The 386-nt window shown below is 31.6% G+C and carries 1 pseudogene; it reads right to left on the reverse strand.

From position 1 onward, the window contains the following. Nucleotides 1-294: 294 nt before the first annotated feature. Nucleotides 295-386: pseudogene (locus AC1M9F_RS14525) on the reverse strand (FAD-dependent oxidoreductase); the annotation flags it as partial.

Raw genomic sequence — 386 nt, forward strand, 5'->3', positions numbered from 1 at the left:
GAGCTGTTCCAATGCCGAAAAGATGTTGGCAAGCATGGTTATTATCTGTCTTTTATAATTTAGTAAGGCTAAAGAATTTCTTAATATTTAAACAAAAAACAGACACGATAAACAGGTCCTGTTACACAAAACACCCATTTATTGTGAAATAAAATTACAAATAAAATACAGATTTGATTTAGTAAATAATATAGATCAAGTTAATGATTACAAAAAAAGAGGCTGAAGTGTTAGCATCTTCAACCTCTGTAAACTACAAAACTAAGAACTTCTTATTTAAAGAATATGATTGAACTACTGTCCAGAACGAATGATGTAATCAAACGCTGACAGTGATGCTTTCGCGCCTTCACCAGTGGCAATGATGATTTGTTTATAAGGTACTG

Source organism: Acinetobacter sp. ANC_7504 (assembly GCF_056779995.1).